The following is a 14,235-nucleotide window of genomic DNA, read 5'->3' as shown; positions in this document are numbered from 1 at the left end:
AGGACAGGCTTCTACTGAAGTAATCTCCATATCCAAACGTTCACTGTATTGCCGAGCCCCGGCTGGACTCGTGTGCGTAGGTAGCCAGTCTATAGGGCGCGGGCCCATTAATGTGCTGCTGAGCGAACATGAATGGAACGCCATATACAACCGCATCCTGGTCGGGGAAAACTTGGTTTTTAGTAAAGGTCCTACTTCTGGCATTCACACGGTTTTATTAATGAGGCGTTGCATTTATGCAGCACGTATTGACCCACCACGAGATTTTGGCCTGAAGCCTGTGTCTCTGGATTCCTTGTGGTCGCTTTTATTTACCTACGGTAAGGGACCAATGCTTTGCGCCCTTAACGGTAGTGCTTCTTCTGCCAGTGACCCTTTCGATAAGGTTGTGATACAAAGGGGTAAGCAGGGCATCGATCTCCTCCGGATAAACTGGAACCGAGATGAATGGCAGTTTATTGCGGATGTAGCAGTAAAAACTCTCTTGGGCTTGGGACCAGGTTTGACTCCCTCTGGGGATGATCTGCTTGTGGGTTACATGAGCGGGTTGGATTTAATATCGACCATAAGTTCCCGCGCCCGGGAGATTAAAAAAATGATGCAGTCCAACGTGCTGTCGTCCCTTGCACGTACAAACGAAATTAGCCAAACACATATCAGGTGGGCTTGTAGAGGGTACTATATGGAACCGCTCACAGCCTTGCTAAAGGCAATTGCGGGGGGGGAGCCAGAAGCAGTTGGCAATAACATGAAAAAATTACTAGCAAGGGGTGCATCTTCGGGTACAGATACAGCTATTGGATTGCTGTTGGCCCTAGAAAACGGAAAGGAGATGCAGCGTAGTGGTTATTCGCTGGCTAATTAAACCTAAGATGTATCAGGATTCTGTAAAACTCATGAAGTTATCTGCTGAACTCCGTAAGCAGGACGGGGTAAAGCAAGCATCTGTGATTATGGCGACGGAGATGAATAAGAGCACTTTACAGGATATAGGTATGTTGGTGCCAGAAGTAGCTGCTGCCAATGCCGATGATCTGGCGATAATCGTGGCGGCAGATACAGAAGAGCAGGCACAAAAGGCTGTGGAATTGGCGGAAAAACTTCTCAACCGTGCTGAAGTGCAACAGGGTGAGACTAAACAGCAATTTCCTAAGACCTTACGAAGCGCAGTAGAGGCTTTACCTGGTGCAAATTTGGCCCTTATCTCTGTACCAGGAACATATGCAGCAGCTGAGGCGCTTAAAGCACTGAATCTAGGGCTTAACGTGCATCTATTTAGTGATAACGTTACGCTGGAAGATGAGGTCCGGCTCAAGCAAATCGGAACTAAAAAAGGATTGCTGGTAATGGGGCCGGATTGTGGCACGGCAATTATTGATGGGGTGCCCCTTGCCTTTGCCAACGTTGTTGCTCGTGGCAAGATAGGGATTGTTGGCGCTTCAGGAACCGGTATCCAAGAAGCTACTGTTCTGATCGAGCGTTTGGGAGGAGGAATTTCCCATGCCATAGGAACTGGAGGCAGGGACCTCTTAGATGAAGTTGGCGGGCAAATGATGCTTCTCGGTATTGAACTTCTGGAAGAAGACCCTTCGACAGAGGTTATTTTATTGATCTCAAAACCTGCCGGACCACGGACGGCAAATAAAATACTGGATAGGGTTAAGCAGTGTAAGAAACCTGTAGTAGTGAATTTGCTTAAAGGCGATTTAAATACCATTAAGTCAGCTGGTGTTGTGGGTGCCGCAACCATCGAAGATGCGGCTTACAAGGCAGTCGCTTTGGCCAATGGAGAAGAAGCAGTTGCCATACCGGAAAATTACTGGGGAGATTACTCAAAACAGATCGCCGTGCTGGAGAGCCAGCTGCGCCCGAACCAGCGTTATATTCGGGGCCTGTTTACAGGGGGCACCCTAGCCGACGAGGCAATGGTGATACTCAGCGATATCGTCGGGGATATCTTCTCCAATATCCCATTAAAACCAGAACTAAAATTACCTTCAGCAAGGAAAAGCCACAAGCATACCATTGTGGATTTAGGGGATGACGAGTTTACAAGAGGGCGTCCCCATCCTATGATTGATCCCCTTCCTCGCAACGAACGTTTAATGCAAGAGTATGCTGATCCGGAGGTAGGCGTTATCCTTTGTGATGTAGTTACAGGTTATGGGAGTCACGCTGACCCGGCAGGGGAACTGGCCCGCGCAGTGGCCCGCGCCCGGGATGCTTATCCGAGCAATAATCCGGCAGTAATTGCCTTTGTATGTGGTACCGAAGCCGACCCGCAACCTCTTAGTGAACAGGTCAAAGCCCTCGAAAAAGAAGGGATTTTCGTCTTACCATCCAATGCGGAAGCAGCACGGGCGGCGGGAAGGATTATCAAGTTACACGAAAGCCGGAGGGTTTAATCATGACTTTAAGTAGAGATTTAATTAATGGTCCTGTCAAGGTTGTAAATGTCGGGCTTGAGTCTTTTGCCCATGACTTGACTTCGCTGGGCGTCGCTAATATACATGTAGAATGGAGACCGCCCGCCAATGGCGACCCGCATCTTGTCCGACTGTTGGCCTTGATTGAAGAAAATATTGATGTAATTAATACCGCCAATCAAAAAGCTATCAATCGTTTACTGGAAGCGCAACCGAAGCTTATCGATGTCAAGCTTGCTGGCGAGGTAATTCCTGGCTTCGAGGGCAATATGATATTGCACTCTGGTCCGCCGATTACATGGAGTAAAATGTGCGGGCCTATGCGGGGTGCTGTTATTGGTGCACTTATCTATGAAGGCCTGGCAGATAATGCAGAGCAAGCCGAGAAATTGGCTGCTAGTGGCGAAATAAAGTTTGCTCCCTGTCACGAATATAGCGCTGTCGGTCCTATGTCCGGGATTATATCAGCTTCTATGCCAGTTTTTGTAGTTGAAAATGAAGCCGCTGGAAACCGGGCATACTCAAACTTTAATGAAGGCTTGGGCAAGGTCCTGCGTTTCGGTGCCAATTCTCCCGAAATTATAGAGCGTTTGCGGTGGATTCGTGATGTCCTGGCACCGGCGTTACGCAATGCCATCTTGGCATGTGGTGGTGTAGACCTCAAGACTCTTACTGCAAAAGCTCTCCAGATGGGAGACGAATGCCACAATCGCAACCTGGCGGCAACTTCCTTATTGACACGTACCTTGATGCCTGCATTAGTTAAGACCTGTCCACCTAACAAACTGGAGGAGGTTGCTTCTTTCCTGGCCAAAAATGATCACTTCTATCTCAATATTTCCATGGCCGCCTGTAAGGCAATCCTCGATGCAGCACATGGAATCCCTGGAAGTACACTTGTTACGGCTATGGCACGTAATGGGGTCGAGTTTGGTATTCGCGTCAGCGGGCTTGGTAATGAGTGGTTTACAGCCCCGGCGCCATATGTTAAAGGGCTCTATTTCCCTGGGTACAATGATGAAGATGCTAACCCTGATCTAGGAGATAGCGCTATTACTGAAACGTGCGGTCTTGGCGGCTTTGCTATGGCAGCGGCACCAGCTATTGTGCAGTTTGTAGGTGGTACCCCTCAGGATGCCCTTAACTATACCCTAGAGATGTACAATATTACTTTGACCTCAAACCCTGCCTACACTATTCCTAACCTCGGTTTTCGGCCAACCCCAACAGGGATTGATGTTTTAAAGGTTGTTGAAACAGGCATTAACCCAATCATCAATACAGGTATTGCCCACCGTGAGGCAGGTGTGGGACAGATCGGAGCCGGTCTTGTCCGGGCACCTATGGAGTGTTTTGTAGCAGCACTGCATCGTCTCGCTGAAACTATTTCCTAACAATTGGCGAACGATGCGTTTATAAAAAAATGAGGGGGTTTTAACATGCAAAAAGTTGAAGTCTTTCGTATCCCAACAGCCTCACCTGATGATATCAGCGGGTTGGCTACTTTGATTGATTCGGGGAAGATTAATCCGGCTGAAATTGTTGCTATTTTGGGCAAAACGGAAGGTAATGGTTGTGTTAACGATTTTACTCGCGGTTTTGCCACCCAATCTCTAGCAATGTATCTAGCAGAAAAATTGGGAATAAGCCGCGAAGAAGTAGTAAAAAAAGTTGCGTTTATAATGTCAGGCGGTACTGAGGGTGTCATGACGCCGCACATTACTGTCTTTGTCCGAAAAGATGTCCAGGAACCAGCTAAGCCAGGAAAGCGCTTGGCAGTAGGCGTAGCTTTTACGCGGGACTTTCTGCCGGAAGAATTGGGCCGGATGGAACAGGTAAACGAAGTGGCTCGCGCTGTAAAAGAGGCTATGAAAGACGCCCAGATAGACGATCCCCGCGACGTTCACTTTGTTCAGATAAAGTGCCCGCTTTTGACTGCTGAAAGAATTGAGGATGCCAAGCACCGCGGGAAAGATGTTGTGGTAAACGACACGTATAAATCAATGGCTTACTCACGTGGAGCCTCAGCTCTCGGAGTTGCCCTCGCACTGGGCGAGATATCTGCGGATAAGATTAGCAACGAAGCTATTTGTCATGACTGGAATCTCTACTCTAGTGTGGCTTCGACGTCAGCCGGGGTTGAACTTCTTAATGATGAAATTATCGTAGTAGGAAACTCTACCAATAGTGCCAGTGATTTGGTTATAGGCCACTCTGTTATGAAGGATGCCATTGACGCTGATGCAGTACGCGCTGCCCTTAAAGATGCCGGGTTAAAATTTGATTGTTGCCCGCCAGCCGAAGAGCTTGCTAAGATCGTTAATGTACTGGCCAAGGCTGAGGCTGCATCTTCCGGTACAGTAAGGGGTCGGCGTAACACGATGCTTGATGACTCTGATATCAATCATACCCGCTCGGCGCGAGCGGTAGTAAATGCTGTTATTGCCAGCGTGGTAGGAGACCCCATGGTATACGTTTCCGGCGGTGCAGAGCACCAAGGGCCTGATGGCGGTGGCCCAATTGCTGTTATTGCCAGGGTGTAGGAAGGCAAGGGGGGCCATTATCAATGGCCCCCCTGAATGGCATCTTGCAGCTTAATATAACTAGATTAAGGTGAAGGTCATGCTCGTATTTTTCTTTTTGGCCCTTGGCATCGGAGCTATATGGGCGCTTCAGCCGGTGATAAATGCTGGGTTGGCCCGATCAACTGGCCCCCTGATGGCGTCCACAATTTCTTTTTTAATTGGTTCATTGTTGCTAATAATATCAGTCGCGATTTATCATTGTTTTGCTAAAGAACCCTTCAATTTTGCCGTCCTTAGCCAGGTCAACCCTATATATTATATGGGAGGGGCAATCGGTGCTGCTGTCGTACTTGGTATGACGACGATTATTCCCAAACTCGGTGCGGGAGGGGTACTTTCTGCGGCGATTACAGGTCAACTAATTATGGCGGCAGTAATCGATCATTTTGGTCTATTAGGAGCTCCTCGTATAGCTCTAAACTCACTGCGTTTAATTGGTATAATTCTTTTATTAATTGGCGTAAACCTAGTAATTTACAGGTAGACCCTTTGTCATTCAAGGCGCCAGCAGCTAGATGGACACCCTTATTGCCATAAATTACTTGAATAAGGTAATGATATATGAAGAGGGGGAAAAACGGTGAGTAGTCGTTTTATTGGTGTGGATGAAAAACCCGCCCTCCCATACTTAATTTTGTATGGGCTCCAGCATGTCCTGGCTATGTTTGCCGGTATCGTAGCTGTACCACTAATGGTTGGTACTGCTTTAAAATTACCCGGCGAGCAGATTACTATTCTCGTTCAAGGTTCGCTTTTAACCAGTGGGCTCGGGACATTAGTCCAATCCCTTGGTATTGGTAGGCTTGGTGCTCGCCTCCCTATATGTATGGGGACAGCATTTGTCTTTATTTCTCCATTTATAAGCGTGGGTTCTCAATTGGGTATCCAGGCTATTCTTGGAGCAGCAATTGTGGGCGGTATCGTGGAGTTTGTTTTTAGCTTTTTCGTTTGGCGTATTCAGAAATATATACCTCCGGTTGTTACAGGGACCGTTGTTGTCTTGATTGGGATGGGATTGATGCCCCTAGGTTTTACTTGGCTAGCAGGTGGGGAAAGCTCACTGTTTGGTCAGCCAATAAGTTTTGCTATCGGTGGATTGGTTTTAGTGATACTGATTTTGATAAACCAATTTGCAAAAGGAGTTTGGCCTTCTATATCTGTTGCCCTGGCCATTGTTGTAGGTTACCTGGCTGCTGGTATTGCTGGTGTTTTGAATCTTGGGTTGGTCAAGGAAGCAGCATGGTTTGCTGTACCAAAAGTATTTTCCTTTGGATTGCCAAAGTTTTCATTTCCTGCGATTTTAGCGGTTTTGGTAGCACAATTTGCCTCAATGCTGGAGACTATAGGGGATACTTATGCAACAGGCGTGGTAACTCATAAAAAAATAGGTCGCCGCGAGTTATCCGGAGCAATCAGTGTTGACGGGTTGCTGTCATCAATTGCATTTTTATTTAATGGGTTATCTATCACTTCCTTTAGCCAGAACATTGGTGTCATAAGTATTACAAGAGTGGCCAGTCGCTTTGCCGTAGCTGTCAGTGGCATTATATTATTGCTTATGGGCCTCGTACCAAAATTTGCGGCTCTGATTGCAAGTATGCCCGCGCCAGTACTTGGTGGTGCTGCCCTGGTAATGTTTGGCGCAATTGCAGGATCAGGCATTTTACAGTTCCGCGAAGCAAAAGTTTTTGGGGAACGTGAGATGTTCATTTTTGCTATTTCAGTTGCCCTGGGGATGGGTTTTGGGCTGCATCCAGAAGGTGCACTAGAGTATCTACCATCTTACCTTACAGTTATCCTAGGATCCGGTGTTGCGGTAGGGGGCATAACGGCCATTATACTTAATCAGGTATTGCCTGTAAGACAGAAAGAAGAATAAATGGCTCCTCGCCATTTCGTGTGGGTAAACTTTATTGCGGCCTTTAAAATAGGAGCAAAGCGTAGAACCCTTGACATGGAGAATGCCCTGTTAACCTTGCTTGGTAATAGAGGCTATTTCCATGTCAAGGGCGGCTATTGGAATATATTTGGAGCTACACACACTCGATAGCTAAGAACCAGAAATAACATCTTGCTATTGAGTAAATAGTTAATAAAATAAAAAAACAAAATTTAACAGGAGAGTGAGTAAGACATGGAAAAGTTGGCAGTAATAGCTATAGGTGGTAATTCTTTAATTAAAGACAAAAAACTTATAGGTTTATATGACCAGCTAGCAACGATGAGGGAAACCTGCCGTAATATTGCAGATGTGGTAGAAAAGGGCTGGAATGTAGTAATTACTCATGGTAACGGACCACAGGTGGGCTTTTTAATTCGCCGTGCGGAACTGGCGTGTGGGGAACTGCCCCTGATACCTTTGGAATTTGCAGTGGCCGACACCCAGGGAGCAATAGGTTATATGATCCAGCAGTCATTAATGAATGAATTTCGCCGCAGAGGGATTAAAAGGCAGGCCATTACGATTGTGACTCAAGTAGTAGTTGATCAAAACGATGAAGCTTTTCAGAACCCCACTAAACCCATCGGCAGTTTTATGACCAGGGAAGAAGCTCAACGGCATGTGAAGGAAGACGGTTGGACGGTAGTGGAGGACGCTGGCAGAGGCTGGCGGCGGGTAGTACCTTCCCCCGAACCCAAAGCGATTGTTGAAATCAAAGCTATTAAAGATTTGATTAAGGACGGCTATATTGTCATTTGTGTAGGAGGGGGCGGTATACCCGTAGTAGAACAGGAGGGTAACCTGGAAGGGGTTGCTGCTGTTGTGGACAAAGATTATGCCTCCTCGTTGTTAGCTAAGGAGATTGAAGCTGACGTTCTTGTAATATCTACAGGAGTAAATAAAGTGGCTATAAATTTTGGCAAACCCGACCAGAAAGAACTGGATAGACTAACAATAGCCGAAGCCGAAGCCTACATGGCTGCAGGGCATTTTCCACCAGGAAATATGGGTCCAAAGATTACGGCCCTGCTAAGGTACCTTAAGAATGGCGGCAAGGAAGGCATCATTACGTCGCCAGCAGAATTAGTAGCTGCCCTTGAAGGAAAATCCGGTACTAGAATTGTTCCTTAAAACTTCCTTATGAGGTATACTAAAATTTACGTTACCGGCATTCCTGGGGAGGAAAATAAGAAATTGGTGTCGAAAGAGATAGGGATTTTTAGTAAAGGGTGAAGCTCTTGCTGCAAGACCTGGAAGCTGAAGTACTGGCCTCGCACCAGTTGGGGCAGGACGTTTACTTATTGCGCTTGTACGCCCCGTTGATTGCTGAAGCGGCCCAGCCGGGGCAGTTTGTACACGTCCGTTGCTCAGAAACCTTCGATCCTTTATTACGACGCCCGTTAAGCATCCATGATGCCGGTAACAAGGGAGAATTAACTTTACTGTATCAGGTCAAAGGCCGGGGCACAGCCTGGCTGGCTCGACAGCAGCCAGGCCAGAAGATAAATATTCTCGGGCCTCTCGGCCGGGGTTTTACTTTACCCCAAAACAAGAGGCTGGCACTAGTAGCCGGGGGCATGGGCATGGTTCCCTTGCTTTTTCTTGCCCGGCGGGCCCTGGAGGCCGGTAATGAGGTTGATTTTTTCTATGGCGCCCGGGACAGGGAGCAGTTGTACCAGTTAGAAACATTAAAGGCCATGCAGGTTAATTTATTCCTGGCTACTGACGACGGCAGCGCCGGCTTTCAAGGGCCGGTGACAAAGCTCTGGGAAAAATATATACCAGAGAGGTCCTACGACCGGGGCTATGCCTGCGGTCCCCGGCCGGCCCTGGCGGCCTTCGCCCGCTTGTCGGGAGAGTTCTCCCTCCCGGCTGAAGTTTCCCTGGAAGAAAGGATGGCCTGCGGCCTGGGGGCCTGCCGCGGCTGCGTGGCCACCCTGCGCGATGCTTCTGGCAACAGGTATTACGAAAATGTTTGCACAGGCGGCCCTGTCTTCGACGCAGCCGCCGTGTACTGGGAGGACTAATAATGGAGCAGGCCGGTAAAAGGCCCCGAGTCAACCTGGCGGTGGAAATCGCCGGTTTAACTTTACAGAATCCGGTAATGCCGGCCTCCGGAACTTTTGGTTTTGGCGAGGAATATGCCCCTTTTATTGATCTCAACCGCCTGGGAGCCCTTGTGGTCAAGACCATTACCCTGCATCCTACCCCCGGCAACCCGCCGCCGCGCTTAATGGAAAGCTATTGCGGCCTGCTTAACTCCGTGGGCCTGCAAAACCCGGGCCTGGAAATTTTCCTGCGGGAGAAACTGCCCTATTTACGCCAGTATAGACCGCCCCTCATTGTCAGTATTGCCGGCAGGACCATGGAGGAGTACGCGGAGCTGGCCGCTCGCTTGAGCGAGACCGAAGGCATTGCCGCCCTGGAGGTCAATATCTCCTGCCCCAATGTCAAGGAGGGGGGGATTGTTTTTGGTACGGTGCCGGCCATGGCGGCCCGGGTGACAGCTACCGTCAAGGAACATACCCACCTGCCAGTGATAGTTAAATTAACGCCGAACGTCACTGACATTACTGCTATAGCCAGGGCGGTGGAAGATGCCGGCGCCGGTGCCATAGCCCTGATTAATACCCTCCAGGGTATGGCTATTGATATTGAAAAGCGCCGCCCGGCCCTGGCCAATATAGCGGGGGGGCTGAGCGGGCCGGCTATTAAACCAGTAGCCCTTTATGCTGTCTGGCGGGTAGCCCGGGCCGTAAAGGTGCCGGTAATCGGCATGGGCGGCATTATGACGGCTCGCGATGCCATTGAGTTCTTGCTGGCAGGGGCCAGTGCTGTGGCTGTGGGTACGGCTACCTTGGTTAACCCAGGAGCGATCATGGAGATAATCGCTGGATTAGAAAATTACCTGGCAGAACAGGGCTTTGAAGACGTGCGGGAATTGATTGGTGCGCTGCAAACCTGATTAGCGGACCGGCCTGGGAGTGTATATGTAGCTGCCCCCGGGCAGCAGGCCCGTGCTTATGCAATTGCCATTACCGCTGCCTCTAGGGCAGAGATAGCAGACAAGTAAAATATCTAGAGGAGTGAAGCAAGTGCTCGAGCGGGAAGAAATCATGGCCATTTTTCGCCGCACAGGCGTCTTATGGGAAGGACATTTTGTGTTAACCTCCGGCCTCCACAGCGGCCGTTACCTCCAGTGTGCCCGGGTCCAGCAGTTCCCGGAGGAAAACGCCCTCCTCTGCCGGGACCTGGCGGCGAGATTTAAGGACCAGGGTATTACCGCCGTTGTGGGCCCGGCCATCGGTGCCATTATTATGTCTTATGAAATGGCCCGCAATCTCGGCGCCAGGGCCCTCTTTACCGAACGGGAAAACGGCGTCATGACCCTGCGCCGGAGTTTTACCCTGGAGCCTGGGGAACGGGTGCTGGTGGTGGAAGACGTGATCACTACAGGGGGATCAGTGAAGGAAGTCATTGAAGTTGTGAAACAGTACAACGCGGTGCCGGTGGGGGCCGGCGTCCTGGTGGATCGCAGCGGCGGCCGGGCGGATGTAGGTGTACCGGTACAGTCATTGATCACCTTTGATATTGAGACGTATAAGCCGGAAGACTGTCCCTTATGCCGGCAGGGGTTACCGGTTGTCAAACCGGGCAGCAGGCAACAATAGCGATTCTTTTCGGTCCCATAAATATACCGGACTTGTGCAAAGGGGCTGGAAGGTAATGCACGAAATTAAAGGTGGCGCGGGGGGCCCTCCTGGCCCGGCACATTAAAAAGGCCACCGGGGGAAGGTATTCAGGTAATTTCCTCCAAGGGCAAGAAAACAAACCTTTGGCAAGAATTTAGCCTTGCAGTGCAAGTAATCTTAAAATAGACTTAAAAATGAACTAACATTAATATTTCAAGGAGGCAAGGTAAAGTGGCAGTCCTGGAGGAAATCAAAGAAGCCTTGATGGCCGGTAATGCCAACAAGGTCAAGGAGCTGACCCAGAAGGCCCTGGATGAGGGCATCGCCCCTACCACCATTATTAACGACGGCCTGATTGCAGCCATGAATATCATTGGCGTCAAGTTTAAGAACAATGAAGTTTACGTGCCTGAGGTCCTGGTGGCGGCCCGGGCCATGCATGCCGGCATGGATGTGGTCAAGCCCCTGCTGGCCGGTGGCGCCATGGAGGATAAGGGCACCCTGGTCATTGGCACCGTCAAAGGCGACCTCCACGACATCGGCAAGAACCTGGTCATTATGATGATGGAAGGAGCCGGCTTCAAGGTAATTGACCTGGGTATTGACGTACCGGTAGAAAAATTTGTCCAGGCGGTAGAAGAGCACAAGCCTCAGCTGGTCGGCATTTCGGCCCTGCTGACCTCCACCATGATGCAGATGAAGAAAACTGTCGAGGGCCTGGCAGCTTACCGCGATAAAATCAAGATCATGGTCGGCGGCGCTCCGGTTACCCAGAAATTTGCCGATGAAATCGGTGCCGACGGTTATGCTCCCGATGCTGCCTCTGCGGTAGATCTCGCCCGCCAGCTGCTGGCGTCATAGGAGGCCAGGAGATGCTGGTTGTCGGTGAGCTGATAAATTCCAGCCGCAAGGCCATTGCCCGGGCCGTTGCCGAACGCGATAAGGAATATATCCAGGACCTGGCCAGAAAGCAGGTTGAGGCCGGCGCCCATATTATTGACGTCAACTGCGGGACAAGCATCGGCGAGGAAGATAAGGTCATGACCTGGCTGGTCAATATCGTCCAGGAAGTCGTTGACGTGCCGTTGTGTATCGATAGTCCCAGCGCCGAAGCTTTGGCCGCCGGCCTGGCAGCCCATAAAGGCCAGGCCATGATCAATTCCATCACTGCGGAGAAGCAGCGGTGGGAGGAAGTTTTACCCCTGGTGCAGAAATATAAAGCCAAGGTCATTGCCCTTTGCATGGACGACGGAGGCATGCCGGAATCTGTGGACGATCGCTTGCGGGTAGCCGGCAGGCTGGTACCGGGGCTGGTGGAAGCAGGGATACCGGAAGAAGATATTTACCTGGACCCCCTGATTAAGCCCCTGGGGGTTAACAGCCAGTACGGCGTCGAAGCTTTAGAATCGGTGGCGGCTTTAAAGGAAAAGTACCCCAAAGTTCATACCATCTGCGGCCTATCCAATGTTTCTTATGGCTTACCGGAGCGCCGGCTGTTAAACCGGGCCTTTATGGTTATGTGCCTGACACGGGGCATGGATGCCTTTATCCTAGACCCCCTGGATATGCCCCTGATGGGCCTTTTAAAAGCGGCTACAGCCCTGGCCGGCCAGGATGAATACTGCCTGGAGTATATTGCCGCCGCCCGCGCCGGGAAAATTAAAGCCTGAACTCGAGCGTAAATCCGGCCGCAGGCAGGGAGGTTCCCTGCTGCGGCCGTTTTCATTAGGAGGAAAAATATGCCTTTTTCCCTGGAAAATTTGATCCAGGCTGTAATCAACGGCAATGCCGTCCAAGTACGAGAAGAAGTTAAGAAGGCCCTCGCCGCCGGGGTAGATCCCGCCCGGATTATTTCCGACGGCTTTGTGGCTGCCATGGATGTGGTGGGGGAAAGGTTTGAACGTAACGAGATTTACGTCACCGACCTGATTATTACCGCCCGGGCCATGCACACCGGTTTGAAGGAGCTCAAACCTTTTATGCTGGCCGGTCAGGTGCAACCGGTGGGGCGGGCCATAATCGGTACCGTCCAGGGCGACATCCATGATATCGGCAAGAATTTACTGGGCATTATGCTCGAAGCCTCGGGTTTTGAGGTAATTGACCTGGGCGTCAATGTCGCTCCCACTACCTTTGTCGAAGCGGTAATTAAATATCATCCTGACGTCCTGTGCCTGTCAGCCCTCCTTTCCTCTACCCGGGGAGCTATGGGCGAAACCATTGCTGCCCTGCAAGAAGCCGGCTGGCGGAGCAAGGTAAAAGTGGTGGTGGGCGGTACGCCATTGAATGAGACTATTGCCGCCAAAATGGGTGCTGATGGCTACGCGCCCGATGCCACCGCCGCCGTCCAGCTGATTAAAGACCTGATTGGCGCCGGCCAGAAACGCCAGGCGGTCCTGGCTCCGGCTACCCTGGATTTATTCTTTGGGGAAGGTTCCCTGGAAGACCTGCAGCTGGCCTTTACCCGCATGACCGGGCTGCACCTGGTCATGGTGGATGCCGCTGGTAATCCTTTGACCCCCCTGGGAGGCTTCCTGGAATGCTCCCGGCATTGCCATTTACTCCAGGGCAACCCGGCCAAAGACGTGGATGTTACCACCCTGGCGGGTAATTTTAAAGAGGCTTTTATTTACCGCTGCCATGCCGGCCTGGTGGAAATATCCTATCCCCTGGCCGGTGAAGACGGTACGGTGGGAGCCATCCTCTGCGGCCACTGCCTTTTAGAGGGCGATCCCGCCCCGGCGCAATTGCAGGCGGCCGTACCGGTGCTGTCCATAAAGGATTTGGAAGCCGTCTGCGGCCTCCTCTCCTTTGTGTCCGGGCAGATCATGCAGCTCAACGCCGTTTTACTGGTCAATAAAGAACTGGAGGAGCAGCGCGCGAGCTTTATCCACTTCCTGAAAAGGCAGCACCAGCTGGAGCAGGCCCTGAAGGATGCCGAACTCAAAGTCCTCCAGGCCCAGGTCAATCCCCATTTCTTGTTTAACTCTTTAAATACCATCGCCCGCCTGGCCCTCTTTGAGGGGGCGGCAACTACCGAAAAAATGGTGCGCGCCCTGGCCCGCCTCATGCGCTACAGCCTCTACCAGGTCAAAGAAACTGTGACCCTGGCCGAGGAGATAGCTGCCGTGCGCGACTACCTCTTTATCCAGGAGACGCGTTTTCCGGACCGGCTCCAGAGCCAGGTGCTGGTAGAGGAAGATGTGCTGGAGGCTCGCGTACCCTGCATGGTCCTGCAGCCCCTGGTAGAAAACGCTGTCATCCACGGCCTGGAGCCCAAGGAGGAGGGCGGGAGAATTACCGTTTCCGGCCGCCGGGTGGGGGACCAGGTGCATATAGAAATAAAGGATGACGGCATTGGCATCCCCCCTGAGGTCCAGAAGGCCATTTTTGACCTCCAGGTACGGGGTGGCAGCAAGGGCCAGGTCAGCGGGCTGGGGATTGTCAATGTCTACCGGCGCCTGCAGCATCAATTTGGCAGCAACTGCGCCCTGGATGTGACCAGCACGCCGGGAAAAGGGACTTGCATTCAGCTCACTTTTCCCTATACTAAAGAGTAACGTAGTATTTATGAAGGGGGCTATATCCGG

At 51.0% G+C, this 14,235-nt stretch carries 13 protein-coding genes; all 13 read left to right on the top strand.

Translation table 11 applies throughout. The features are described 5' to 3' along the window. Nucleotides 1-112 precede the first annotated feature (112 nt). The 13 genes from MOMUL_RS00425 (at nt 113) to MOMUL_RS15325 (ending at nt 14,205) form a co-directional block, all read left to right on the top strand. Nucleotides 113-865, top strand: a complete 753-nt coding sequence (locus MOMUL_RS00425) for an oxamate carbamoyltransferase subunit AllH family protein (protein WP_169802142.1) — start codon at nt 113-115, stop codon at nt 863-865. Further along, entirely contained in the window at nt 843-2,405 is a 1,563-nt protein-coding gene (fdrA, locus tag MOMUL_RS00420) for an acyl-CoA synthetase FdrA (protein ID WP_062280110.1), read from the top strand. Before MOMUL_RS00425 ends, fdrA begins: the two co-directional genes overlap by 23 nt. A gap of 2 nt (nt 2,406-2,407) precedes the next feature. Further along, nucleotides 2,408-3,820: a YlbE family protein gene (locus tag MOMUL_RS00415; RefSeq protein ID WP_062280107.1), complete on the top strand. Its 1,413-nt coding sequence runs from the start codon at nt 2,408-2,410 to the stop codon at nt 3,818-3,820. Between the two features lie 45 nt (nt 3,821-3,865). After that, complete coding sequence (gene atzD, locus MOMUL_RS00410) at nt 3,866-4,969, top strand: cyanuric acid amidohydrolase (protein WP_062280104.1); 1,104 nt, start codon at nt 3,866-3,868, stop codon at nt 4,967-4,969. A 97-nt stretch (nt 4,970-5,066) separates the two neighbouring features. Beyond that, complete coding sequence (locus MOMUL_RS00405; protein ID WP_169802141.1) at nt 5,067-5,495, top strand: DMT family transporter; 429 nt, start codon at nt 5,067-5,069, stop codon at nt 5,493-5,495. A 96-nt stretch (nt 5,496-5,591) separates the two neighbouring features. Next, nucleotides 5,592-6,890 (top strand): nucleobase:cation symporter-2 family protein, encoded by a 1,299-nt coding sequence (locus MOMUL_RS00400; RefSeq protein WP_062280098.1) that lies wholly within the window; start codon nt 5,592-5,594, stop codon nt 6,888-6,890. Between the two features lie 255 nt (nt 6,891-7,145). Continuing rightward, nucleotides 7,146-8,084, top strand: a complete 939-nt coding sequence (arcC, locus tag MOMUL_RS00395; RefSeq protein ID WP_062280096.1) for a carbamate kinase — start codon at nt 7,146-7,148, stop codon at nt 8,082-8,084. Between the two features lie 98 nt (nt 8,085-8,182). Then, complete coding sequence (locus tag MOMUL_RS00390) at nt 8,183-8,980, top strand: dihydroorotate dehydrogenase electron transfer subunit (RefSeq protein ID WP_169802140.1); 798 nt, start codon at nt 8,183-8,185, stop codon at nt 8,978-8,980. 2 nt (nt 8,981-8,982) lie between these two features. Then, entirely contained in the window at nt 8,983-9,918 is a 936-nt protein-coding gene (locus MOMUL_RS00385; protein WP_062280090.1) for a dihydroorotate dehydrogenase, read from the top strand. Between the two features lie 151 nt (nt 9,919-10,069). After that, nucleotides 10,070-10,624, top strand: coding sequence for an orotate phosphoribosyltransferase (gene pyrE / locus MOMUL_RS00380; protein WP_062281379.1), 555 nt, complete (start codon nt 10,070-10,072; stop codon nt 10,622-10,624). Nucleotides 10,625-10,876: 252 nt separating this feature from the next. Then, nucleotides 10,877-11,506: a corrinoid protein gene (locus tag MOMUL_RS00375; protein ID WP_054938037.1), complete on the top strand. Its 630-nt coding sequence runs from the start codon at nt 10,877-10,879 to the stop codon at nt 11,504-11,506. 11 nt (nt 11,507-11,517) lie between these two features. Then, nucleotides 11,518-12,315: a methyltetrahydrofolate cobalamin methyltransferase gene (locus tag MOMUL_RS00370; RefSeq protein ID WP_062280088.1), complete on the top strand. Its 798-nt coding sequence runs from the start codon at nt 11,518-11,520 to the stop codon at nt 12,313-12,315. Between the two features lie 69 nt (nt 12,316-12,384). Further along, nucleotides 12,385-14,205: a histidine kinase gene (locus MOMUL_RS15325; protein ID WP_064774279.1), complete on the top strand. Its 1,821-nt coding sequence runs from the start codon at nt 12,385-12,387 to the stop codon at nt 14,203-14,205. Nucleotides 14,206-14,235 lie beyond the last annotated feature (30 nt).

Source organism: Moorella mulderi DSM 14980, assembly GCF_001594015.1.
GTDB classification, from domain to species: domain Bacteria; phylum Bacillota; class DSM-521; order Neomoorellales; family Neomoorellaceae; genus Neomoorella; species Neomoorella mulderi.
Note: the sequence above shows the minus strand (reverse complement) of the source record. Positions and strands in the feature narration are given on the sequence as shown.

Coding starts and splice junctions, on each gene's coding strand:
- atzD (WP_062280104.1), top strand. CDS start 3,866: ATGCAAAAAGTTGAAGTCTTTCGTATCCCAACAGCCTCACCTGATGAT.
- pyrE (WP_062281379.1), top strand. CDS start 10,070: ATGGCCATTTTTCGCCGCACAGGCGTCTTATGGGAAGGACATTTTGTG.
- arcC (WP_062280096.1), top strand. CDS start 7,146: ATGGAAAAGTTGGCAGTAATAGCTATAGGTGGTAATTCTTTAATTAAA.
- MOMUL_RS00385 (WP_062280090.1), top strand. CDS start 8,983: ATGGAGCAGGCCGGTAAAAGGCCCCGAGTCAACCTGGCGGTGGAAATC.
- MOMUL_RS00370 (WP_062280088.1), top strand. CDS start 11,518: ATGCTGGTTGTCGGTGAGCTGATAAATTCCAGCCGCAAGGCCATTGCC.
- MOMUL_RS00415 (WP_062280107.1), top strand. CDS start 2,408: ATGACTTTAAGTAGAGATTTAATTAATGGTCCTGTCAAGGTTGTAAAT.
- MOMUL_RS15325 (WP_064774279.1), top strand. CDS start 12,385: ATGCCTTTTTCCCTGGAAAATTTGATCCAGGCTGTAATCAACGGCAAT.